Annotated in this window: 19 protein-coding genes and 1 pseudogene; 6 read left to right on the top strand and 14 right to left on the bottom strand. The window is 73.9% G+C overall.

The genetic code is table 11. From position 1 onward, the window contains the following. Positions 1–2 precede the first annotated feature (2 nt). Positions 3–1232, bottom strand: coding sequence for a signal recognition particle-docking protein FtsY (gene ftsY, locus AB0I42_RS09420; protein WP_357535733.1), 1230 nt, complete (start codon positions 1230–1232; stop codon positions 3–5). A 165-nt stretch (positions 1233–1397) separates the two neighbouring features. Between ftsY and AB0I42_RS09415 the strand changes: the two genes are divergently transcribed. Both AB0I42_RS09415 and AB0I42_RS09410 read left to right on the top strand, forming a co-directional pair. Beyond that, entirely contained in the window at positions 1398–3239 is a 1842-nt protein-coding gene (locus tag AB0I42_RS09415; protein ID WP_357536044.1) for an alkaline phosphatase D family protein, read from the top strand. Further along, positions 3236–3757, top strand: coding sequence for a DinB family protein (locus AB0I42_RS09410; RefSeq protein WP_357535732.1), 522 nt, complete (start codon positions 3236–3238; stop codon positions 3755–3757). Before AB0I42_RS09415 ends, AB0I42_RS09410 begins: the two co-directional genes overlap by 4 nt. A gap of 30 nt (positions 3758–3787) precedes the next feature. Here the strand turns inward: AB0I42_RS09410 and AB0I42_RS09405 are convergent, their stop codons facing one another. The 3 genes from AB0I42_RS09405 to AB0I42_RS09395 form a co-directional block, all read right to left on the bottom strand. Further along, a complete protein-coding gene (locus AB0I42_RS09405; RefSeq protein ID WP_357535730.1) occupies positions 3788–4411 on the bottom strand; it encodes an HAD-IA family hydrolase in 624 nt (207 codons plus the stop codon). After that, positions 4408–7989, bottom strand: a complete 3582-nt coding sequence (smc, locus tag AB0I42_RS09400; protein ID WP_357535728.1) for a chromosome segregation protein SMC — start codon at positions 7987–7989, stop codon at positions 4408–4410. The genes AB0I42_RS09405 and smc overlap by 4 nt, the downstream gene beginning before the upstream one ends. A gap of 302 nt (positions 7990–8291) precedes the next feature. Further along, on the bottom strand, positions 8292–8486 hold the full coding sequence (locus tag AB0I42_RS09395; protein WP_357535726.1) for a hypothetical protein: 195 nt from the start codon (positions 8484–8486) through the stop codon (positions 8292–8294). A 384-nt stretch (positions 8487–8870) separates the two neighbouring features. On the opposite strand from AB0I42_RS09395, the gene AB0I42_RS09390 reads away from it, so the two are divergent. From AB0I42_RS09390 to AB0I42_RS09380, 3 genes are all read left to right on the top strand, one after another. Beyond that, on the top strand, positions 8871–9686 hold the full coding sequence (locus AB0I42_RS09390) for a CAP domain-containing protein (protein WP_357535724.1): 816 nt from the start codon (positions 8871–8873) through the stop codon (positions 9684–9686). Positions 9687–9918: 232 nt separating this feature from the next. Beyond that, the gene (locus AB0I42_RS09385) at positions 9919–10539 is read left to right on the top strand and encodes a spherulation-specific family 4 protein (RefSeq protein WP_357535722.1); all 621 of its coding nucleotides are present in this window, start codon (positions 9919–9921) and stop codon (positions 10537–10539) included. Position 10540: 1 nt separating this feature from the next. Then, the gene (locus tag AB0I42_RS09380; RefSeq protein WP_357535721.1) at positions 10541–11356 is read left to right on the top strand and encodes an endo alpha-1,4 polygalactosaminidase; all 816 of its coding nucleotides are present in this window, start codon (positions 10541–10543) and stop codon (positions 11354–11356) included. A gap of 88 nt (positions 11357–11444) precedes the next feature. On the opposite strand, the gene mutM is transcribed toward AB0I42_RS09380, so the two are convergent. The 8 genes from mutM to rsmD all read right to left on the bottom strand — a co-directional run bounded on the left by mutM (position 11445) and on the right by rsmD (position 16973). Continuing rightward, positions 11445–12299 (bottom strand): bifunctional DNA-formamidopyrimidine glycosylase/DNA-(apurinic or apyrimidinic site) lyase, encoded by an 855-nt coding sequence (mutM, locus tag AB0I42_RS09375; protein WP_357535719.1) that lies wholly within the window; start codon positions 12297–12299, stop codon positions 11445–11447. Then, the gene (rnc, locus tag AB0I42_RS09370) at positions 12292–13188 is read right to left on the bottom strand and encodes a ribonuclease III (protein WP_357535718.1); all 897 of its coding nucleotides are present in this window, start codon (positions 13186–13188) and stop codon (positions 12292–12294) included. Before rnc ends, mutM begins: the two co-directional genes overlap by 8 nt. A gap of 147 nt (positions 13189–13335) precedes the next feature. Continuing rightward, entirely contained in the window at positions 13336–14289 is a 954-nt protein-coding gene (locus AB0I42_RS09365) for a phosphate acyltransferase PlsX (RefSeq protein ID WP_357535716.1), read from the bottom strand. Positions 14290–14393: 104 nt separating this feature from the next. Beyond that, on the bottom strand, positions 14394–14567 hold the full coding sequence (gene rpmF / locus AB0I42_RS09360; protein ID WP_357535714.1) for a 50S ribosomal protein L32: 174 nt from the start codon (positions 14565–14567) through the stop codon (positions 14394–14396). Between the two features lie 5 nt (positions 14568–14572). Further along, positions 14573–15136, bottom strand: a complete 564-nt coding sequence (locus tag AB0I42_RS09355) for a YceD family protein (RefSeq protein WP_357535713.1) — start codon at positions 15134–15136, stop codon at positions 14573–14575. 99 nt (positions 15137–15235) lie between these two features. Then, positions 15236–15733: a hypothetical protein gene (locus tag AB0I42_RS09350; protein WP_357535711.1), complete on the bottom strand. Its 498-nt coding sequence runs from the start codon at positions 15731–15733 to the stop codon at positions 15236–15238. A 191-nt stretch (positions 15734–15924) separates the two neighbouring features. Next, positions 15925–16410 carry a pantetheine-phosphate adenylyltransferase gene (gene coaD, locus AB0I42_RS09345; protein ID WP_357535709.1) on the bottom strand — a complete coding sequence of 162 codons (486 nt, stop codon included), beginning with the start codon at positions 16408–16410 and terminating at the stop codon, positions 15925–15927. Then, positions 16407–16973: a 16S rRNA (guanine(966)-N(2))-methyltransferase RsmD gene (gene rsmD, locus AB0I42_RS09340; protein WP_357535707.1), complete on the bottom strand. Its 567-nt coding sequence runs from the start codon at positions 16971–16973 to the stop codon at positions 16407–16409. The genes coaD and rsmD overlap by 4 nt, the downstream gene beginning before the upstream one ends. A 337-nt stretch (positions 16974–17310) precedes the next feature. Here rsmD and AB0I42_RS09335 point away from each other — a divergent pair, with 337 nt between their 5' ends. After that, the gene (locus AB0I42_RS09335) at positions 17311–18414 is read left to right on the top strand and encodes a cell wall anchor protein (protein ID WP_357535705.1); all 1104 of its coding nucleotides are present in this window, start codon (positions 17311–17313) and stop codon (positions 18412–18414) included. Positions 18415–18496: 82 nt separating this feature from the next. On the opposite strand, the gene recG is transcribed toward AB0I42_RS09335, so the two are convergent. Next, positions 18497–20701 carry an ATP-dependent DNA helicase RecG gene (gene recG / locus AB0I42_RS09330; RefSeq protein WP_357535703.1) on the bottom strand — a complete coding sequence of 735 codons (2205 nt, stop codon included), beginning with the start codon at positions 20699–20701 and terminating at the stop codon, positions 18497–18499. Then, positions 20698–21588: pseudogene (locus AB0I42_RS09325) on the bottom strand (Dak phosphatase); the annotation flags it as partial. The pseudogene AB0I42_RS09325 and the gene recG, both read right to left, overlap by 4 nt.

Here is a 21588-nt window from a genome sequence, read left to right as displayed (position 1 = left end):
GGTTACGCGTCCGTGCCAAGCGGCTCGGTACCCAGGAGCGCGTCGACGAACTGCGCCGGGTCGAACGGGGCCAGATCGTCGGGGCCCTCACCGAGCCCGACCAGCTTGACCGGGATGCCCAACTGCCGCTGTACGGCGATCACGATGCCGCCCTTGGCGGTGCCGTCGAGCTTGGTGAGCGCCACCCCGGTCACGTCCACGACCTCGGTGAACACCCGGGCCTGGCTCAGCCCGTTCTGCCCGGTGGTGGCGTCGAGGATCAGCAGCGTCTCGTCGACCGGGCCGTGCTTCTCCACCACCCGCTTGACCTTGCTCAGCTCGTCCATCAGGCCGACCTTGTTCTGCAGCCGGCCGGCGGTGTCGATCAGCACGGCGTCGACGCCGGTGTCGATCCCCCGGCGCACCGCGTCGAACGCGACGCTCGCCGGATCGGCGCCCTCCGGGCCACGGACCACCTCGGCGCCGACCCGGCCGGCCCAGGTGGTGAGCTGCTCGGCGGCGGCGGCCCGGAACGTGTCGGCGGCGCCGAGCAACACGCTGTGGCCGTCGGCGACCAGGACCCGCGCGATCTTGCCGCAGGTCGTCGTCTTGCCCGCGCCGTTGACCCCGACGACCAGCACGACGGCCGGGTTACGGACGCCGTCACCGGCGGCGGTCGGGTTGACCTTGAGCGAGCGGTCCATCGCCGGGTCGAGGGCGTTGACCAGCTCGGCGGCGAGCAGCGCCCGCAACTCGGTCGCCGACCGGGTGCCGAGCACCTTGGTCCGCTCGCGGAGCCGGTCGACGATCTCGCGGGTGGCGTCCACCCCGACGTCGGCGGTGATCAGGCTGTCCTCGATCTCCTCCCACGCGTCCTCGTCGAGGTGGTCGCGGGAGAGCAGGCCGAGCAGGCTCTTGCCGAAGACGTTCTGCGAACGGGCGAGCCGGGCCCGCAGCCGGACCAGCCGGCCGGCGGTCGGCTCCGGCTTCTCGACCGTCGGTGGCGCGACCGGTGGCGGCGCCGGCGGGGCGGGCGCGGTCGGCGTCTCGACCGGCGGTGGCGCGACCAGGACGTCCTGCTCGGCCTCCGGGGTCAGCACCGGTGGCGGCACCGGCCGGTCCTCGACGCTGGTGCCGGTGGTGGTCCCGTCGGGCGGGGGGCCGGGGCGCCGGCGCAGCCGGGGCACCATCAGTCCGAGACCACCGAGCACCAGGACGCCCAGCAAGATCAGAGCGAGGACGACGTAATCCATGCGGGAAATCCTGTCAGATGGCGCCCGGTGTGTGTCGGGCACCGCACCCGTCGGGCGGTAAACGTCACGCCCACGGTCGGGCAGGGGTAGCGGCCGGGGCGCCGGGGTAACAAGGATGGGCTTCCAAGCCCCCACCCCCGGAGGTCCACCATGGGTGTCCAGCCCATGCCCAGCGCCACCGCCGAACTGCTGATCGGGCCGCTGCTGCGGCGGGTGGTCGGCACCCGCGCCACGGTCTGGGTGGAGACCAGCGGCCCCGGCACGGTCAGTGTGCGTACGCCGGACGGGGCGGGCGGCTCCGCGGCCACGTTCACCGCGTTCGATCACCACTACGCGCTGGTCGTGGTCGACGGGCTGGCCCCGGACGCGGTGACGCCGTACGAGGTCTTCATCGACGACGAGCGGGTGTGGCCGCTGCCGGACTCGCCGTACCCGGCGAGCGTGATCCGGACCCGGCGGCGCGACGGCGACGACGCGGGTGCCGTACGGCTGATCTTCGGCTCCTGCCGGGAGACGACCCAGCACTCGACGACCCGGCGGCTGCCGCCGGACGCCCTCGACGCCTACGCCCGGCGGCTGATGACGCGCGGCCCCGACTCGCCGGAGCGGCCGGACCTGATGGTGCTGCTCGGCGACCAGGTCTACGCCGACAACACCTCCCCGAAGGTCCGCCAGCTGCTGCGCGGGCGGCGGAACCGGCCGGCGGGCGCCCCCGCCGACCAGGTGGTCAGCTACGACGAGTACACCAAGCTCTACCTGGAGTCGTGGCGCGACCCGGAGATCCGCTGGCTGCTCGCGACCGTACCGAGTGTGATGATCTTCGACGACCACGAGGTGATCGACGACTGGAACACCTCCCGGTCGTGGCGCGACGACGTACGGCGGGAGCCGTGGTGGGCCGAACGGATCGCCAGCGGGCTCGCCTCCTACTGGGTCTACCAGCACCTGGGCAACCTCGAACCGGAGGAGATCGCCACCGACCCGGTCTACGCCGCGGTGGTCGGCGCCGACGACGCGACCGGGGTGCTGCGGGAGTTCGGCGCGCGGGTCGACGCCGAGTCCGACTCGTCGCCGCCGGCGCGCGGCTACCGGTGGAGCTACCGGGTCGACGTCGGACGGACCCGGGTCGTCGTGCTCGACAACCGGTGCAGCCGGGTGCTGGACAACGGGTCGCGGGCGATGCTGCCGCCGGACGAGTGGTCGTGGTTCGTCGACCAGACCCACGGCGACTACGACCACCTGGTCGTCGGGGCGTCGCTGCCGTGGCTGCTGCCGCCCGGCATCCACCACCTGGAGGCGTGGAACGAGCGGCTGGCCGGGTCGGCGCGGCCCCGGGTCGCGGCCCTGTCGGAGAAGATCCGCCAGGTCTTCGACCTCGAACACTGGGCGGCCTTCCACCGCTCGTTCGACGACCTCGCCGAGTTGTTCGCCCGGCTGGGCAGCGACGGGCGCGCGGCGGCCCCGGACCGGGTCGGCGCCGGGGCGGGGGCCGGGAACGCCGCCGCCGGGACCGGCGGGGCCGGCGGGGCCGGTGAGGCCGGTGAGGCCGGTGAGGCTGCCGAGGCCGGGGTCGGCGTGGCCGGCGGGCAACGGGTCGGGGCCGGGCCGGCCTACCCGCCACCGGCGTCGATCAGCGTGCTCGGCGGCGACGTGCACCACTCGTACGTGGCCCGGGCGCACTTCGCCGTCGAGGTGACCACCCCGGTGCACCAGTTGACCTGCTCGCCGATCCACAACCAGGTGCCGGCGTTGATGCGGCCGGTGATGCGGCTGGGCTGGTGGCGCGGGCCGGCGTCGGCGGCCGGGGCGCTGGCCCGCTCCGCCGGGCTCCGGCGCCCGGTCGTCGGCTGGCGCAAGCTCGCCGGCCCCTACTTCGGCAACGCGATCAGCACCCTGCTGCACGAGGGCCGGTCGGCGCGGGTGACCGTCGAGGGCACCCGCAAGGACGGCGAGTTGCGGATCGTGGCACAGCAGGCCCTGGCGGCAGGTGGAAGGATGCCGGGATGACCTGGACCGCCCCACCCGCCGAACGCGCCACCGAGCCGTACACGGGACCCGAACGCCCGATGCTGGAGGGCTGGCTCGACTGGCACCGGCAGACCCTGCTGACCAAGTGCGCCGGGCTCACCGCCGACCAGTTGCGTACGGCGAGCGCCGAACCGTCCAACCTGACCCTGCTCGGCCTCGTCCGGCACATGACCGAGGTCGAGCGGGCCTGGTTCCGCAGGCGGTTCGCCGGCGAGACGATCGGTGAGGTCCACTGCTCGGAAGCCAACCCCGACGGCGACTTCGACGACGTGGCGACCGCCGACGCCGCGGCCGACCTCGCGGCGTTCCAGCGGGAGATCGAACTGGCCCGGGCCGCGGCCGCCGGCCACGACCTCGACGAGACGTTCTTCCACCAGCGCCGCGGGGCCGAGATGAGCCTGCGCTGGATCTACCTGCACATGATCGAGGAGTACGCCCGCCACAACGGCCACGCCGACCTGATCCGCGAACGCATCGACGGCGCCACCGGCGACTGACGGCCGGGCGCCGGCGGCGCCCGACGTGTCTCAGGCGGCCAGCGCGGCGCGGACGTACGGGAGGTCGGCCGGACCGCTCCAGCGCAGGGCCGACAGGCCGGCGGCGCGGGCGCCGCGCACGGCGCGGTCGTCGTCGTCGACGAGAAGCACCTGGTCGGGCACGGTCGCGAGCGCGGTGGCGGCGGCGTGGAAGTACTCCCGCGACGGCTTGGCCGACCCGACGACCGACGAGTTGACCACCAGATCGACCTCACCGGCGAGCCCGAGCGCGGCCAGGTCGGCGTCGAGCAGGTCGGTGGCGTTGGTGCCCAGCCCGACCCGTACGCCGGCGGCCCGGACCTCGCGGACCAGGGCGAGCACGTCGGGGTCGACCTCGCCCCGGTACGCCTGCCAGGCGCCGACCGCGGCGCGGGCCGCCGCCACGCCACCGGCCTGCCCGGCGAGCGCCTCGGCCACCCCGGCCATCCAGTCGGCGTGGCTGACCTGCCCGGTGACCGCGGGGTTCAGCCGCTCCGGTGCCATCGCGGCGCCGTGCAGGCTGCCCGTGGCGAGGCTGTACTCGCGTTCGACGCCGGCGGTGACCGCCGGATCCCAGCGGCGGAGCACGCCGTCGAGGTCCAGCAACAGGGCGGTGACCCGCTTGCGCTGGCTCATTCCTCGCCCCCGGTGTTGATCCGCTGGCTGATGACCTGGGTGACGCCGCCGCGCATGGTGACGCCGTAGAGCGCGTCGGCGACCTCCATGGTGCGCTTCTGGTGGGTGATGATGATGAGCTGACTCTTTTCCCGTAGCTGGGCCATCAGGGTGATCAGGCGGCCGAGGTTGACGTCGTCGAGCGCCGCCTCCACCTCGTCCATGATGTAGAACGGGCTGGGCCGGGCCCGGAAGATCGCCACGAGCATCGCGACCGCGGTCAGCGACCGTTCGCCGCCGGACAGCAGCGACAGCCGCTTGATCTTCTTGCCCGGTGGCCGGGCCTCCACCTCGACCCCGGTGGTGAGCAGGTCGTCGGGCTCGGTCAGCACCAGCCGGCCCTCGCCGCCGGGGAAGAGCACGGTGAAGACCTGCTCGAACTCGCGGGCGGTGTCGGCGTACGCGCTGGCGAAGACCTCCAGGATGCGGTCGTCGACGTCCTTGACCACGGTAAGCAGGTCGCGGCGGGTGGCCTTGAGGTCCTCCAACTGCTCGGAGAGGAACTTGAACCGTTCCTCCAGCGCGGCGAACTCCTCCAGGGCCAGTGGATTGACCTTGCCGAGCAGGGTGAGTTCGCGTTCCGCCTTCGCCGCCCGCTTCTCCTGCGCCGGCCGGTCGTACGGCACCGGTTCGGGGACCGGCTTGCCGTCCTTCTCGGCGGCGGCCACGTCGGCCGGGGTCGGCGGCACCGGGTTGGCGGGGCCGTACTCGGCGATCAGGGTCGCCACGTCGAGGGCGAAGTCCTCGGCGGCCTTGGCCTCCAGCTGCTCGATCCGCATCCGCTGCTCGGCCCGGGCCACCTCGTCGCGGTGCACCTCGCCGGTGAGCCGTTCCAGGTCGGCGCCGAGCCGCTTGGCGGTGGCCCGGGTCTGCTGGAGTTCCGCCTCCCGGTGCGCCCGGCCGCGGGCGATCTCGTCGCGGGTCCGTTCGGCGGTGGCCAGCGAGCCGGCCAGCCGGGCGAGCGCGTCCCGGGCACCGAGTTCGACGGCACGGGCGATGCCGGCGCCGCGGACCCGGGCGGCCTTGCGGGCGGCGGCGCGTTCGCGGGCGGCCCGTTCGGCGTTCGCCTGGCGCAGCAGCGAGTCGGCCCGGCCGGCGATCGAGGCGACCCGCTCCTCGGCGGTGCGGACCGCGAGGCGTACCTCCATCTCGTTCTGCCGGGCCCGGGGCAGCGCGGCGGCGAGCTGGTCGCGCTCGTCGGTCGACGGGTCCTCGTCGATCGGGGTGGCCTCGGCCAGCCGCAGCCGCTCCTCCAGCTCGGCGATGCCGGCGAGGTCACGGTCGCGGGCCTGCTCGGCCCGGTCGCGCGACGCCGCGAGCCGTTCGGTCTCGGCCTTGGCGGACCGGGCGGCGGCGCCGAGTTCGGCGAGCCGGCGGGCGGCGGCGTTGCGCTGCCCCTCGGCCTCGCGCTTGGCGGCCGCGGCGACCGAGACGGCCTCCTTGCGGTCGGCGACCTCGGCCCGGGCGGCGACGAGTTGCTCCTTGAGTTCGGCGCTGGTCGCCTCGGCGGCGACCCGGTTGGTCCGGGCCTCCTCGACGGCGGCCTGGACCTCGATGAAGCTCGGCGCCTTCGCCGAGCCGCCGGCCGCCGCGTAGGCGCCGACCACGTCGCCGTCGGGCGTGACGGCGCGCAGCTCCGGGTTGCGGGCCGCCAGCCGGGCCGCCGCCTCAAGATCATTGACGAGTACGACGTCACGCAGCGCCCGGTGCACGGCCGGTCGTACCTCTTCGGGGCATTTGACCAGGTCCGGCGCCCAGCGGGCGCCCTCGGGCAGGGCCGGGCGCAGCGCGTCGGCCGACCCGGTCATCCCGGGACCGTCGGGACCACCGACCAGCAGGTCGGCCCGCCCGGCGTCGGAGATCTTGAGCAGCCGCATCGCCTCGGTCGCCTCGTCGACGCCGCTGACCGCGACCGCGTCGGCGAGCCCGCCGAGCGCGGCGGCCAGCGCCGCCTCGTGCCCCGCCTCGACGGTCAGCATCGCGGAGAGGTTGCCCAGCAGGCCCGGCACCTGGTCGGCGCGGGCCAGCAGCGCCCCGGCGCCGTCCTTGCGGCGCAGGCCCATCGCGAGCGCCTCCTCGCGCGCCTTCCAGGTCGCCGCGTCCTTCTCGGCGGCCCGCTCGGCGTCGGAGAGCTGCCGTACGGTCGCGCCGGCCGCCTCGTGGGCGGCGACCGCCTCGTCGTGCCGGGCGTCGAGGTCGGCGTTGTCGCGGTCGGCCTCCGACGAACTGGCGGCGACCGCGTCGACCTCGGCCTGCGCCTTCTCGGCCCGGCCCAGCGCGTCGGCGTGCGCGGCGGCCAGCCGGGCGATCTCCTCGGCGGCCGAGCCGCTGCGGGCCCGCGCCGAGTTGACCTGGCCGGTGAGCTTCGCCAGCCCTTCCCGCCGGTCGGCGATCGCCTTCGCGGCGACGACCAGCGCCCGTTCCGCCTCGGCGAGCTGCCGTTCCAGTTCCTGGCGGCCCTCGACCGCCTCGGCGAGGCGTACCTGGTCCTCGGTGAGCGCGGCCCGCAGGTCCTCCTCCTGGGCCCGGACCCGCTCGGCCTCGGCCGCGAGCTGGTCCGGGTCACGGCCCGGGCGCTCGTCGTCGGGCGCGACGCTGAGGTGCCGGTGCCGCTCGCCGGCAAGCTGCTGGGTGGAGCGGAACCGCTCCTGGAGGGTGGACAGCCGGTACCAGGTGTCCTGGGCGGCGGCGAGCAGCGGGGCGTCCTGCGCCAGCGCCGCCTCCACCTCGGCCAGCCGCTCCTGCACCACGGCGTGCTCGGCCTCGACGATCTCACGGCGCTCGCGCAGCGCCGCCTCGTCGGCGATCTCCTTGTCCAGCGTGGAACGCAGGGTCGCCAGGTCGTCGGCGAGCAGCCGCAGCCGGGCGTCGCGCAGGTTGGCCTGGATGCCGGCGGCCCGCCGGGCCACCTCGGCCTGCCGGCCCAGCGGCTTGAGCTGGCGGCGCAGCTCTGCGGTCAGGTCGGTGAGCCGGTTGAGGTTGACCTGCATCGCGTCGAGCTTGCGCAGCGCGCGTTCCTTGCGCTTGCGGTGCTTGAGTACGCCGGCGGCCTCCTCGATGAAGGCGCGCCGGTCCTCCGGCTTGGCGTGCAGTACGGCGTCGAGCCGGCCCTGCCCGACGATGACGTGCATCTCCCGGCCGATGCCGGAGTCGCTGAGCAGCTCCTGGATGTCGAGCAGCCGGCAGGAGTCGCCGTTGATCTCGTATTCGCTCTCGCCGGACCGGAACATCCGGCGGGTGATCGAGACCTCGGTGTATTCGATCGGCAGCGCACCGTCGGTGTTGTCGATGGTGAGGGTGACCTCGGCCCGGCCCAGCGGCGCCCGGCCCGCGGTGCCGGCGAAGATCACGTCTTCCATCTTGCCGCCCCGCAGCGCCTTGGCGCCCTGCTCGCCGAGCACCCAGGCGATCGCGTCGACGACATTGGACTTGCCGGACCCGTTGGGACCGACCACGCAGGTGATCCCCGGTTCCAGCCTCAATGTCGTGGCGGAGGCGAAGGACTTGAAGCCCTTCACCGTCAGGCTCTTGAGATGCACGCTTCCGATCCTCGTCGACGTGGCCGCCGGGCTGCCGGCCCAGGCGCTGGCCGGGCGGGCGGCCGCGGTGCCCACTCCTCAGCTCGTCGGGGGCCACCGGTCGGCCCGTCACCGGGGCGGACGGTCCCGGCCATTGCGCAGCGTAACCCGCATGGGCACGGTCGACGGAACGGCACGCGCCGGCCGGCCGGGGAGAGGGCAAAAAGCTGCGCGCCGACACGGAATGGTCGGCGCGCGTTTCGTGTGGTGCGATTCAGATGTGCGGGCAACGGCGCCGGGGTCACCGGCCTCCGCAGCTCGGATCAGGCCATTGCCGGCTCTGCCAGCCGCAGCAGTTCGTCTGCTTCGGCGGCAGCCGCGGCGAGCCGATCGTTGTCGGCACGCAGGCGGGTGATCTCGAACTCAAGTGCCTCGACCCTGGCACGCAGTCGGGTGACCTCGTCGAGCAGGCGCCGGTCGGGCGCCACGCCAACGTGGCCGTAGAGGGCCTTCGCCATATCAACTCCTTGTAATGCGCTGCCGGAAATGCCGGCCAAACGCCCGCCCAGCGTGGTCGCGGCGAAGCCCCCGGGCACACGGGGACAGGATCGGGCGCGACTGGCGACACCTCTATAGTCCGCCGATGTCGGGGCAACGTCAAGCTGCGCGGGGCACGGATCACTCTCACGGCACCCCGCCCGGCCGTGGCGGCCACCTCCGGGTACAGACAGAGATCACTGTCCGGACGCCGCCGATGCTACCGACCGGACGTTTCCGGCCCGCTAACGATGATCTCTTCCCAGCCTTATGTCTTCCTTAGCCGGATTGCCCGGGCGACGGCCGGCTGCGTACGGTCGCACCGGCCCCGACCCCGGCCGACCCGAGCAGACGGAGGCGACAGCGTGTACGGCGACAGCCACGACACCGACCGGCGACCGGCGTTGCGCGGACGGGGTCGGCACCGCGACCCGCGCCGGCTGCCCGGCCTCTTCGGGCTCGCCGCCGTGGTCAGCGTGCTGCTGGTCGGGCTCGGCGTCGGCGCGGCCCTGCTGCCGTCGTACCTCGCCGGCGGACCCGAATCGACCTCGACCGGGGTCACCACCGGGGACGGCGCCGGCAACGGTCTGGTCAGCCCGGACGAACTGCCGCTGCAGACCGACCCGGCCACCCCGACCGGGGAGCCGTCGACCCCGGCCACCCCGAGCGGCAGCCCGTCGCCGAGTGCCACCCCGACCTCGGCCGGCCCCAGCCCCACCCCGAAGGCGTCGAAGACCAGCGCCACGCCCCGGCGCACGCCGAGCCGTACGCCCACCACACGCACCGAATCCGGCGGCGGCAGCCAGGAGGAACAGGTCGTCGCGATCGTCAACCAGCGGCGGGCCGAGGCCGGCTGCGGCGCCGTACGCACCAACGCCGACCTGGCGAAGGCGGCCCGGCTGCACAGCGAGGACCAGGCGGCGCACAACCGGATGTCACACGAGGGCAGCAACGGCAGCTCGCCGTGGCAGCGCGCCGAGCAGGCCGGCTACCAGCGGGCGATCAGCGAGAACGTGGCCGCCGGCTACCGGACCCCGGCCGCGGTCATGGAGGGGTGGATGAACAGCCCCGGCCACCGGGCCAACATCCTGAACTGCGACGCCAAGGCGATCGGCATGGGCATCGCCCGCTCGGGCGACGGCACCATCTACTGGACCCAGATGTTCGGCTCCGTCGCCTGATCCCCCGGGCGGCCTGATCCCCCGGTCGCGCCGCCCGCGCCCGGTGCCCACGCCGTCCGGATCGCGCGCCCGGCCGGGCCGCCCGCGGCCGTGCCGCCGGACGCTTCCGGCTCGTTGACCCCGGGTGGAGCGGTGTGCCGCGGCCGGACGGCGGGGCGGCGTCGTCGGCGGCACCCCGCCCCGGCCTGGCCAGCACGGCCCGCGCCGTTCCAGAGCCCGGGGGAGCTCATCGATGACCGTACTGCTGCCTCTCTACGTCCATCCGGCGGTGGACCCGGCGGCCTGGGAACCGGACCGGCTGCGCGGCACCACCGTCGTGGTCGACGGGCACGACGCCCCCGCCTACCGCCGGGTCACCGCCCGGCTGGCCGGGGCCGGCGTGCCGGTGCTCGGGTACGTCGACCTGGCACGGGCCGCCCGGCCGCTCGCCGACGTACTCGCCGACGTCGACGGCTGGACCGGCCACCCCGTCGCCGGCGTCTTCCTCGACCGCGCCCCTACCGGCCCGGCCGCCGTCGGCCCGGTCGCGCTGGCGGTACGGGCGGCCCGGCGGGCCGGGCTGACCGAGGTCGTCCTCAACCCCGGGGCACCCACCGACCCGCTCTACCGTCGGCTCGGCGTCGCCATCTGCACCTTCGAGGGCGGCTGGCCCGACTACCGGCGGTGGACCGGTGCCGGCGGCGAACTCGGCGACGGCCACCTGGTGCACTCGGTGCCGCCTGCACAGCTCGCCGCGGCGCGGCGGCTGATGGACTGGCGGGGCGCCGGGTTCGGGCTGGTCACCGACCGGGGGCTGCCGCACCCGTACGGCGGGCTCCCCAGCCGCCTGGACGTTCCCACCCCGGCGCGCTGACATGCCCGGGGCGTGCGCGCCGCGCACCCGCACCGCCGGGTCGGTGGCCGTGGTGCTGGTCGTACTGGTGGCCGGGGTGGCCTGCGGCGACGACCGCGACCCGCCGGTCCCCCGCCCCTGGCCGACGCAGACGGCGCTGACCTGGCAGTGGCAGCTCACCGGCGAACCGGACGTCACCGTCGACGCCGACGTGTTCGCCCTCGACGGGTTCACCGCCACCGCCGACGAGGTCGACCGGCTACGCGCCCGGGGCAAGCGGGCCGTCTGCCACGTCGAGGCCGGAGTGCTGCGGACGTCGCGACCGGACGCCGGCCGCTTCCCGCCCCAACTGCTCGGCGAACCCACCGGCCGGCCCGGCGAGTGGTGGGTCGACATACGGCAGTGGGGGGTCCTCGAACCGATCCTGACCGACCGGTTCCGGCTCTGCCGGGGCAAGGGTTTCCACGCGGTGGCGCCGTACGACGTGGACGGTTACGCGCACGCCCCCGGCCTGCCGCTGACCTTCGACGACCAGATCGTCTTCAACCGGCGGCTGGCCGACCTGGCCCGCTCGCTCGGGCTCTCGCCGGGCCTGGTCAACGACATCGACCAGGTCGCGGCGCTGGAACCCGACTTCGACTTCGCCGTCAACGAGGAGTGCTATGTGGCGGCCGAGTGCGACCGGCTGCTGCCGTTCGTCGCGGCCGACAAGCCGGTCTTCCACGTCGAGTACGACGCCGACACCACCGAGTTCTGCCCGACGACGCGCGCGCTGGGTTTCGCGTCGATACACAAGAGCCGCGAACTGGGTGCCTGGCGCGCGCCGTGCCTCTTCTGATCGCCATGCCTCTGCTGATCGCCCGGGTGGGTCTGATCGCCGCGCCTCTGCTGATCGCCCGGCCGGGTCGGCCCGGCCCGGCGCCGGGTCAGGGGCGCGGGAGGCGCGGGCGGGGCTGGCAGCGCGGGCAGCTGAAGGAGGAGCGGTTCATGAACGGCTCGCGGCGGATCGGGGCCCCGCACCGGTGGCACGGCAGCTCCTCCCGGCCGTACACGTCGAGCGACCGCTCGAAGTAGCCGCTCTCGCCGTTCACGTCGACGTACAGGGCGTCGAAGCTGGTGCCGCCGGCCTTGATCGCCGCACCAAGCACGTCGCGTACGTGCCCGAGCAGCCGGGTCACGGCCGGACCGGTCAGCGCGGCGGTCGGCCGCAGCCCGTGCAGCCGCGCGCGCCACAGTGCCTCGTCGGCGTAGATGTTGCCGACACCGGAGATCAGCGTCTGGTCGAGCAGGGCCCGCTTGACCTCGGTGCGGCGCCGTCGCATCGCGGTCACGAAGTCCGCGTCGGAGAACTCCGGGTCCATCGGGTCACGGGCGATGTGCGCGATCTCCGTCGGCAGGTCGGCGCCGCCCTCGGAGTACGACAGTCCGCCGAACGTGCGCTGGTCCACGAAGCGCAGTTCCGGTCCGCCGTCGTCGAAGGTGAACCGGATCCGCAGGTGCGTCTCGTCGGGCGTCCCCGCCGGCTGCATCAGCAGCTGCCCCGACATGCCGAGATGCCCGATCACCGCGTCGCCGCTGTCCAGCGGCAGCCACAGGTACTTGCCCCGGCGGCGGACGTCGACCACCCGCTGGCCGGCGAGGACCGCCGCGAAGTGCGCGGCGCCGGGCAGGTGCCGGCGGATCGCCCGCGGGTGCCGTACGTCGACGGCGGCGAACCGGCGACCGGTCACCCACCGGGCCAGCCCCAGCCGGACCGTCTCGACCTCGGGCAGCTCAGGCACGCCGGCTGCCGGACGGGTCGGGATCCGGGATCGACACCCCGTCGGCGGCCGCCGGGACGGGGCCGGCCGCCGCACCGGGCTCCCCCACCGGGACGGCGGCTGCCGGGGCGGTCGCGTCCAGGCCGGTCGCGTCCGGGGCCGTGGTCGGCCGGTCCGGCGGCACCTCCGTCGGCTCGGCGACCTGCTCCGACAGCGTCCGCCAGGCCGCCTCGGCGGCCCGCTGCTCGGCCTCCTTCTTGCTGCGGCCGTCGGCGCCGCCGTACCGCTCGCCGGCGACCACCACCCACGCGGTGAACGTCTTCGCGTGGTCCGGGCCGGCGTCGTCGATCCGGTACTCCGGTACCCCGACCCCGAGCGCCGCGGTCAGCTCCTGGAGGCTGGTCTTCCAGTCCAGCGCCGCGCCGCGCCCGGCGGAGTCCGCCATCAACGGGTCGAACAGGCGGTGGATCACGATCGAGGCGGTGTCCAGCCCGTACTGGAGGTAGATCGCGCCGAGCAGCGCCTCCAGGGTGTCGGCGAGGATGCTCGCCTTGTCCCGGCCACCGGTGGTCTCCTCGCCCTTGCCGAGCAGCAGGTACGGCCCGAGGCCCTGCGGCCCGAGGCCACGGGCGACGTCGGCCAGGGCCCGCATGTTGACCACACTGGCCCGCAGCTTGGCGAGCTGCCCCTCCGGCAGGTCCGGGTGGTTGTGGAACAGCGCCGCCGTGATCACCACGCCGAGCACCGAGTCGCCGAGGAACTCCAGCCGCTCGTTGGTCGGCAGGCCGCCGTTCTCGTACGCGAACGAGCGGTGGGTCAGGGCCCGCTCCAGGAGTTCGGGGTCGAGGGAGATCCCGAAGGCCGCCTCCAGGTCGCCGATCGACGGCCGTCTGCGCCTGTCGTTGCTCATGTGCTCACCTCGCCGCTGTGGTCGCCGTGGATCGGGTGCACCGTGGCCGGTGCCGTCAAAGTCGAGGTCATGCGGTCCCCTCGCCCCCCTCGCTTCGTTCGGTGGACGCATCGACACTGAGCCAACCGATGCCCTCGCTTCGCTCGGTCATGCTGTCACCTCGGCCGAGGCCGCGAGCAGGGTGGCGACGGTTCGGGTCGCGGCGCGGCGGTGCAGGTGGGCGGCGAGCGCGATGCCGGAGGCGACGTCGGCGCCGTCGGCGGCACCGTGGCAGACCACCACCGTGCCGGGCACGCCGAGCAGGGCGGCGGCGCGGGGCACGCCGCCGGCCGCGGGTGGCCCGCCCGCCATGGCGTACGCCCCCTCGATGCCCTTGAGCAGCACGTTTCCGGTGAACCCGTCGGTCACCACGACGTCGGCACGGTCACCGATGCCGAGGTCGTAGCCCTCGACGAGTCCCACATAGGTGGCGTCGCCCGGCAGGCCGACGGCGGCGAGAAGCGGGTCGGCGGCCCGGCGTACCCGGTCGCCCTTGCCCGGCTCGGCGCCGACGGAGAGCAGGCCCACCCGGGGCCGGGCTATGTCGTGGACGACGGCGGCATAGGCGGCACCCAGGATGGCGTGCCTGGCCAGGGTCGTCGGCCGGGCCTCCAGGGAGCCGCCGACGTCGAGCAGCACCACCGGGCCGTGTACGGCCGGCAGGCTCGCGACCAGCGCGGGGTGCCGGACGTCGGGCCACCGGCGCAGGCCGAGTACGGCGGCGGTGACGGTCGCCCCGCTGGCACCGGCCGACACGACGGCGTCGGCGGCACCCTCGGCGACCGCGGCCACGGCGGCCCGGACGGTGGTGTCGGTCCGGCTGGCCCGGGTGGGTGCGTCGGCCATGCCGACCACGTGGTTGACCGGGCGTACGGCGACCCGGTCACGCTGGGCCGGCGGGAGCACGGCGAAGACCTCGTCGGCCGTTTCGGGCGGCCCGACGAGTAGCAGATGCAGTCCAGGATCGGCGTCGCATGCCCGCAGAGCGCCGTCAACCACGACGGCGGGAGCGTTGTCCCCGCCGAGGAGGTCGACGGCGATCCGCACGGTCCCCGGCTCCACGGACCCGGCCGTCGAGTCGCGGCCGGCGGGAGCCGGGGCACCGGGCGATGGCCAGGGCCTGCGCGCCGCCTGACCGGAAGTCGGAGGCGTCACGCTGGCCGGCGTCAGACCTCGATGACCTGGCGGCCGTTGTAGGTGCCGCACACGGTGCAGGCGGTGTGGGGCAGCTTCGGCGACCGGCACTGCGGGCAGGCCACAGTCGCGACCGCCGCGACCTTCCACTGCGCCCGGCGGGACCGGGTGTTGCTGCGCGACATCTTGCGCTTGGGGACGGCCACGGTTCCTACTCCTCTTTACGGGTCAGTTGCGACAGGCTCGCCCAGCGCGGGTCGATCTGCTGGTGGCTGTGGTCAGCCGGCAGCTCGTCCCACTGCACCCCACACTCGGGGCACAGCCCTGGGCAGTCGTCTCGGCACAGCGGGTTGGTCGGCAGTGCGAGCACCACCGCATCCCGCAGCGCCGGCTCCAGGTCGATCAGGTCGCCCTGCAGCCGGCCCACCTCGTCCTCGTCGGTCGTCTCGTCCGTGGTGCTGTGCTCGTAGGCGTACAGCTCCTGGACCGTGACGGTCAGCGAGTCGCCGATCGCGCGCAGGCACCGCCCGCACTCGCCCTGGACGGAACCGCTGACGGTTCCGGAGACGAGCACACCCTCGGACACCGATTCGAGTCTCAGGTCGAGGTCGAGGTCGGCGCCTTCCGGCACACCGATCAGCTCCAGTCCGAGGTCTGCCGGCGCCGGCACCACCCGCTTGACCGTACGCAACGCGCCAGGCCGGCGCGGCAGCTCCCTCGTGTCGAGGACCAGCGGCGACCTGGGGTCGAGGTGGATCGGCGAATGTTTGGGCATAGTCAGACTCCGGCCTGTGTGAGGCCGACGTTGAAGGTTACCTGAGCAGGGACCTCAGCGTCGAACCGGGGCACCGTAGCAGCGGCCCCGAACGGGTGGTCAGAACGTCAGTGGGCGTTCGGTGTCCTCGCCACCGAAGTTACCGATCTCGCGCAGGGCGTGCATCTTGTCCCGCCCCCGCTCGATCGAGGCGAGCGCCCGGGTGAGGAACTGCTCGAAGTTGGCCAGCGCGGTGTCGACGTAGTCGTCGACCTCCTCACGCAGCCGCTGCGCCTCGGCGCGGGCCTCGGCGACGATCCGGGCGCCCTCGTGTTCGGCCGAGACGGTGATCTCGTTGACCGAGACGAGGCGGGCGTGTTCGGCCTCGCCCTCGCTGATGATCCGGTCCGCCTCGCGCTTGCCGGCGTCCATGATCTTGTCGCGCTCCTCCAGCAGGGCCGCCGCCCTGCGCAGGTCACCGGGAAGTTCGGCGCGCAACTCGTCGAGGATGCCGATCATCTCCCCACGATCGACCATGCAGTTGTTGCGCGACATCGGGACGGACCGCGCCGTCTCCAGGATGGCGATGATCTCGTCGATGCGGTCGAGCGGGTCCACCCGGCACCTCACCCCTGTAGTTCGTCGGCCGACCTACATGATGCGGGGTCGACCCAGATCCCTGCTCAACCAATCATGCGGTGCGGGAGCGACAGGAGGACCGACCCGGGCCGACACGGCGCGTCGCCGGACGAAGCGAGCACCCCGGACCGTACGGGGACCTTCCGCCGGAAAACCACCCGTCGGACCTGTCACGCCCCCGCGGAGCGCAGGCGGTCGGCCAGGCGGGCGAGAACCGGTTCCGGCAGATGCGCCGACACGTCCCCGCCCCACTTCGCGACCTCCTTCACCAGACTCGACGAGACGAAGGAGTAGAGCGGGTTGGTGGGCATGAAAAGGGTCTCGACGCCGGCCAGCCCGATGTTCATCTGGGCCATCTGCAACTCGTAGTCGAAGTCGCTGACCGCGCGCAGCCCCTTGACCACCACGCTCGCCTCCTGCGCGCGGCAGAAGTCGACCAGCAGGCCGCGGAACGACTCGACCCGTACGTTGCCGTAGCAGGCGGTGACCTCGCGCAGCAGTTCGATCCGCTCGTCGACGGGGAACAGGCCCTGCTTGGACTGGTTGATCAACACTCCGACGATCACCTCGTCGAAGAGCCGGCTGCTCCGGCCGACGATGTCTAGGTGTCCGTTGGTCACCGGATCGAACGAGCCTGGGCACACCGCACGTCTCATGATCGGCGACCGTACCAAAGCGTGGTCTCGCCGTAACGCCGGACGTTCTCGCCGGTGACGCCTTCCACCCAGGTGACCGCGCCGCCCCGGGTGGCCCGTTCGACCACCACGACGGCGTCGGCCGCCAGCCAACCGCCATCGACGAGGGCGACCAGCATCGCGGTGACCTCGTCGTCCGGCACGGCGTACGGCGGGTCGGCCAGGACCACGTCGTACGGCTCCCCGTCCGGCGACCCGGCGGCCAGCACGGTGCCGACCTTGCCGGTCACGACCCGGACCGCCGGGCCGGCCCGCAGGGCGGCCACGTTCTCCCGGATGGTCCGCACGGCCCGCTGGTCGGACTCGACGAGCAGCACGTGGGACGCGCCCCGCGACAGCGCCTCCAGGCCGAGCGCGCCGGACCCGGCGTAGAGATCGGCGACCCGCGCCCCGTCGAGGTCGACCCGGGTGTCCAGCGCGCTGAACAGGGCCTCACGGACCCGGTCGGAGGTCGGCCGGGTCTGCCCACCCGGCGGTGCGGCGATCCGCCGTCCGCCGAACGTCCCGGCGACGATCCGCGTCATGACACCTCCAGCCGTCCGTCCCGTCGCCGTCCACACGGGCGAGGACCGCCTCGACGCTACGCGACGAGCAGCGTCGTCCGGCCGCCGGTCGGACGATGACCATGCCACCCTCGGTGCGCGGCGGACAGCTTTCCGTAGATCAAAGATCTCGGATACGCATCAGCATCCTTAGCGGTCCATGAGGGCCACCGGTGCGCGCCGCGAGCCGATATGGTCTGGCGCTGTGCCGGCGCATGTTCGCCGCCGGCGCACGTCGCCGCCGCTGGTCGTGCCCGTTCGGTGAGCGCACCACCACCCCCCGGCGTCGTGCCTGAGAGCTTTCACCCCAGGAGTACGCGTGATCTCTTCCAAGCTGTCGCTGCGGCGACCGCTCGCCGTCGTCGGCGCCGCGTTCCTCGGCCTCGCCGCCGCGGTCGCGGTCGCCTCGCCCGCCAGCGCCCACCACAGCGTGGTCGACGGCAAGGCCGCCTGCGACACCGCCACCGGTGAATGGGTCGTCGACTGGACCGTCACCAGCGTCGCTCCCGCCGAGTCGACCGGCTACCGGCTCTACGAGGTCCTCGCCAAGCCCACCCCGGTGACCGGCATCGCCGTCACCGAGGGCGACGGCTACCCGCTCGACCCGCACACCCCGTTGACCGGCACCCAGCGCCTGCCGGGCACCACCCAGACGGCCTCGCTGCAGGTCAAGGGCGCCTGGGACAGCGGCCACGAGGACACCAAGTGGAAGAAGAAGACGATCACCCTCGGCGGGGTGTGCGAGAAGGAGGAGCCGCCGCCGGCGACGGCCGCGCCGACGTACACGATCGTCACCGACTGTGACGGCCTGGTCGAGGTCACCCTGACCAACGGCAAGGACGCCACCGCTCCGGCCAAGTTCAAGGTCGTCACCGCCGAGGGCTTCGAGAAGTCCGTCGAGGTCGCCCCGGGCGAGGAGAACACGGTGGAGATCCCGGCCGAGCAGGCCGGCGAGATCACGGTCACCGAGGCCGGCCAGGAGAAGCCGCTGTTCACCGGCTCGGCGCCCGAGGCGGAAGGCTGCCCCACCGCCGGCCTTGAGGTCAGCTGCGAGGACATGACCTTCAGCCTGACCAACCCCGAGGACGGCAGCCAGCCGTTCACCGCCGTCTTCACGCCGAGCACCGGTGACGTCCAGAAGCTCACTGTCGCCCCGGGCGAGTCCAAGAGCGTCAAGTTCGCCGGCTCCGCCGGCCTCACCATCGACGCCGTGATCGAGGGCTACGAGGACGACGTGGTCACCTTCGCCTGGGACGAGGAGAAGCCCGAGGACTGCCCCGCGCCGGGCGGCGGTGGCGGCGGCGACCTGCCGCTGACCGGTGCCGCGGCCGGTGGCATCGCGGCCGGTGCCGCGCTGCTGCTCGCCGTCGGTGGCGTCCTGTTCTACCTGGCCCGTCGCCGTCGGGTGACCTTCACCGCCTGAGCATGACGTGCCACGGGGCGCGTCGGTCCGACCGGACCGGCGCGCCCCGTTTGTCGTGAGGTCGGACCGGCCCTGCCGTCCGTCAGCCCTTCTCCAGGTATTCGGCGCGTTCCTCGTCGACCAGGGCGGCCACCGATGCGGCCAGCGCCGGATGCCGCAGCAGTTCCGGATCCTCCTCGACCAGCGCGATCGCCTCCGCCCGCGCGTCGCGGATCAGGTCCGCGTCGCGCAGCAACGACAGCAGCCGCAGGTGCGAACGCCGCCCCGACTGCGTCGCCCCCAGCACGTCGCCCTCCCGGCGCTGTTCCAGGTCGAGTTCGGCCAGCTTGAATCCGTCGGTCGTCGACGCCACCGCGTCGAGCCGCTCCCGGGCCGACGATCCCTCGGCCATCTCGGTGACCAGCAGGCAGAGCCCGGCGGCCGAGCCCCGGCCGACCCGGCCGCGCAACTGGTGCAACTGCGACACCCCGAACCGGTCGGCGTCCAGCACGATCATCACGGTCGCGTTGGGTACGTCGACCCCGACCTCGATCACCGTCGTCGCGACCAGCACGTCGAGATCACCGGCGGCGAACGTCCGCATCACCGCGTCCTTCTCGTCGGCCGGCAGCCGGCCGTGCAGCACCCCGATCCGCAGGCCGTGCAGCGGCCCGTCGGCGAGCAGCGGCGCGACGTCGAGCACGGCCAGCGGCGGCCGGCGCCCCGACTCGTCGACCTCGGCGGCCGCCTCCTCCGGCGACGACGAGTCCTCGCCGATCCGCGGGCAGACGACGTACGCCTGGTGGCCGGCGGCCACCTCCTCGCGCAGCCGCCGCCAGGCCCGCTCCAGGTAGGCCGGCTTCTCGCTGGCCGGTACGACGTGCGAGGCGATCGGCGACCGGCCGCGCGGCAGCTGGGAGAGTGTCGAGACCTCCAGGTCGCCGTAGACGGTCATCGCCACCGTGCGCGGGATCGGGGTGGCCGTCATCACCAGCACGTGCGGCGGCTGCTCGGCCTTGGCCCGCAGGGCGTCACGCTGCTCCACCCCGAACCGGTGCTGCTCGTCGACGACCACCAGGCCGAGGTCGGCGAACTCGACGCCCTCGTAGAGCAGGGCGTGGGTGCCGACCACGATCCCGGCCCGGCCGCTGGCGACCTCGTTGAGGGCCTGCCGGCGGGCGGCGGCGCCCAGCGAGCCGGTGACCAGCGCGACGCCGGTGCCGGCCGGGTCGCCGTCCAGTTCACCCGGCCGGCCGAGCGGGCCGAGCAGGCCGAGGATGCCCCGGTGGTGCTGGGCCGCGAGCACCTCGGTCGGGGCCAGCAGCGCCGCCTGGCCGCCCGCGTCGACCACCTGGAGCATCGCGCGCAGCGCGCAGACGGTCTTGCCGGAGCCGACCTCGCCCTGGAGCAGCCGGTGCATCGGGTGGGCCGTCGCCAGGTCGGCGGCGATCTCGTCGCCGACGGCGCGCTGCCCGGCGGTCAGCTCGTAGGGCAGCCGGCCGTCGAAGGTCGCGAGCACGCCCCCGTCGGTCCCGGGCCGGGCCCGGGCCGGCCGGTCGGCAGCCCGGTGCTTGCGCTGCACCAGGGTCAACTGCACGGCGAACGCCTCGTCCCACTTCAGCCGCCGCCGGGCCCGGAAGAGTTCCTCCTTCGTGGACGGCCGGTGGATCTCGCGCAGTGCGGTGCCCAGCCCGACGAGGTTCCGGGTGGCGCGTACGGTCGCCGGCAGCGGGTCGTCCGGCGGGGTGAAGGTGTCCAGGACGACCCGTACGCACCGGGCGATGGTCCAGGTCGGCACCGCCGCCGCGGCCGGGTAGACCGGGATCAGCGCACCCGCGAACTCCTCGATCTCGCCCGCGGCCGCCACCTCGCCGTCCGCCGGCCCGTCGCCGAGCAGCACGTATTCCGGCCCGTTGAGCTGGCGCTTGCCACGGAACTCGGTCACCTTGCCGGCGAACAGCCCCCACCGGCCCGGCGTCAGTTCCCGGCTGCGCCACGCCTGGTTGCCGAAGAACGTCAGCGTCAGCACCCCGCCGGAACCGTCGCCGACGGTCACCTCCAGCAGGTTGCCGCGCCGCTGCCGCATCGGGCGTACGGTCGCCTGCCGGACCTGGCCGAGGACGGTGACGTCCTCACCGACCTCCAGCGACCGGATGTCGGTGTGCTCGCCGCGCTCGTCGTAGCGGCGCGGGAAGTGGTAGACGAGGTCACCGGCGGTGTGCAGGTCGAGCTTGTCGGCCAGCGCCCGCGCGGTCTTGTCGCCCACCAGCTTCTTCAGCGGCGTGTCCGCCGTCGACGGCTCGGTCATTCCACCCCCACCAGCAACGGATAGAACGGCTGGCCGCCGTCGTAGGTCTGCACCTCGACGAACGGCCACCGGCGTGCCGCGTAGCCGCGCAACGCCTCGTCCAGGCCGGTCGGGGCGTCGGCGCCGAGCAGCATGGTCACCAGCTCGCCGCCGCCGCCGAGCATCCGGTCCAGCAACGCCTCACAGGTCGCCAGCAGGTCGGTGCCGATCACGTGCACCTCACCCTCGACCAGCGCCAGCACGTCGCCCGGCTGGCACCGGCCGGCCATCGTCAACGCCTCCCGGCTGGCGAAGCAGACCTCCGCCGACCGGCACGCGCCGGCCGCCTCGGCCATCTCGATCACGTCGTCGTCGAACCGGCGACCGGGATCGCGTACGGCCAGCGCGGCGAGTGCCTGCACCGGCGACCGGGTCGGCACCACACTGACCCGCAGCCCGAGGTGCTGGGCCTCCTCGGCGGCGGCGCGGGCGACCGCCTGGGCGTTGGGGTCGTTGGGCAGCACCACCACGTGGATCGCGCCGGTCGCCCGGATCGCGTCGAGCAGTTCGCCGGTCGACGGCCGGCCGGCGGCCACCACCGCCCCCTCGGCGACGAACAGGGCGGCGAGGCCGTCACCGGCCGCGACCACGACGGCGCCCCGGCCCTGCGGGCCGGCCGGCGGTCCGGTCGGTTCCACCGCCGGGGCGGCGTCGACCTGGTCGTCGAAGCGGGTGACCGCGATCTGGTAGGGCCGGCCGGCGGCGATCCCGGCCTCGATCGCCGCGCCGATGTCGTTGACGTGCACGTGCACGTGCCAGGTGGGCAGTTCGTCGGCCATCGTCACCTTGACGTTGCTGCGGTCGTGCAGCAGTTCGCAGCGCAGCGACTCGGTGAAGCCGGCGACGGC

It is taken from the genome of Polymorphospora sp. NPDC050346, assembly GCF_040655695.1.
Lineage (GTDB): Bacteria > Actinomycetota > Actinomycetes > Mycobacteriales > Micromonosporaceae > Polymorphospora > Polymorphospora lycopeni.
The sequence above is the reverse complement of the archived record's forward strand: the minus strand, read 5'-3'. Positions and strand labels throughout refer to the sequence as shown.